The organism is Saccharothrix xinjiangensis, assembly GCF_039527585.1.
Lineage (GTDB): Bacteria > Actinomycetota > Actinomycetes > Mycobacteriales > Pseudonocardiaceae > Actinosynnema > Actinosynnema xinjiangensis.
In genome coordinates, this window is the sequence record NZ_BAAAKE010000073.1 from 1 (window position 1) to 1,425 (window position 1,425).

A 1,425-nucleotide genomic window follows, 5' to 3' on the forward strand; every position below is an offset into this window, starting at 1 on the left:
TAAGGGGTCGATTGCGGTTGCTCGACGGGCTGGTTGATCCAGGTCGCATCGGGCAGTCGGGGTGGTCGGGGGCGGCGCGCGAAGCGTTGTGGGTGTCGGGTGTGGGCGCGGTCGAGGACGTCCTGGCGTTGGTCGCGGGTCTGGTCGGCGGTTCCGAAGTGGACGGACGCGGGGGTGTGCATGCCGATGCCGGAGTGGCGGTGTTCGTGGTTGTAGGCGAGGAAGAATTCTTCGCAGAAGGCGCGGGCGTCCTCCAGCGAGCCGAACCGGTCGGGGAAGTCGGGCATGTACTTCATCGTCTTGAACTGGGCCTCGGAGTAGGGGTTGTCGTTCGAGACCCGAGGACGGGAATGCGACCGGAGCACGCCGAGGTCGACCAGGAGTTCGGAGACGGGCTTGGAGACCATGGCGCCGCCGCGGTCGGCGTGGATCGTGTGCGGTTCGGTGCCGTTGCGGGCGACGGCGTCGGCGAGGAAGTCCCTGGCCACAACCGCGTCCTCCGCTGCGGCGACCAGCCATCCGGTGACATAGCGGGAAAAGATGTCGAGGATGACGTAGCACCGGTACCAGGTCCCCTTCACCGGGCCTTTTAACGCGGTGATGTCCCACGACCACACCTGATTCGGACCGCGGGCAAGGAGCTCCGGCCGCACCCGTGCAGGGTGGGTCGCGACGCGGCGGCGTTCCCGGACCTGCCCGGCGGCACGGGCGATCCGATACATCGTCGACACCGAGCACCAATAGCGGCCCTCGTCCAACTCCCGCGCCCACACCTGCGGGATCGCCAGGTCCCGGTAGGCGGGGCTGGTCAACACCTCCAGCACGGTCGCGCGTTCGGTGTCGTCCAGGGCGTGTGGCGGTGGTCGGCGGCGCGGCCGGGGTCCGTGCACCGGGCCCGTCACGCCGGTATGGCGATAGTGGGTGGCCCGGGACCTGCCGGTCAGCACGCACGACCTGGTCACCGGGACGTCAGCGGCGCGCAACTCGGTGAACGCGGCCGTCAGGACCTCGTCGGCGGCCTGTCCTCGTCCGTGCTCTCGGAGAGTTCTTCCAAGAGCGCGTGTGCTTTTCCCATGATGTCCAGTGCCATCCGCGTCTTGGCCAGGTCGGAGATCAGCTTCTCGTTCTGCCGGCGCAGCCTCTCCAACTCGATCTGCTCGGCCGATCGGCGTCCTCGTGTCGCCGGTGCCGCCGACTCCGCCGGCCCACCGCCCAACCGACCCGCCTCGCGCGCCCGAGTCCACTCGATGACGTGGGAGGAGTAGAGGCCCTCGCGTCGCAGGATCGCGCCTTTCTCCCCGTTCGGGGCGTTCTCGTACTCGGCGACGATGGCGAGCTTGTACTCGGCGGTGAACGCTCGCCGCGACGGGCGCGGCGCCGGATCGGACCGCTCTGCACCGGACGAACGCGGCTGCTTCTCGGATG

Annotated in this window: 2 protein-coding genes; both read right to left on the reverse strand. The window is 69.1% G+C overall.

Going from position 1 to position 1,425, the window contains the following annotated elements; genetic code table 11:
• Window positions 1–962, reverse strand: a 962-nt coding sequence (locus tag ABD223_RS43260; RefSeq protein ID WP_344044173.1) for a DDE-type integrase/transposase/recombinase, incomplete at its 3' end; no start/stop codon positions are given.
• A gap of 38 nt (window positions 963–1,000) precedes the next feature.
• On the reverse strand, window positions 1,001–1,425 hold a 425-nt coding region (locus ABD223_RS43265; RefSeq protein WP_425564112.1), incomplete at its 5' end, for a transposase.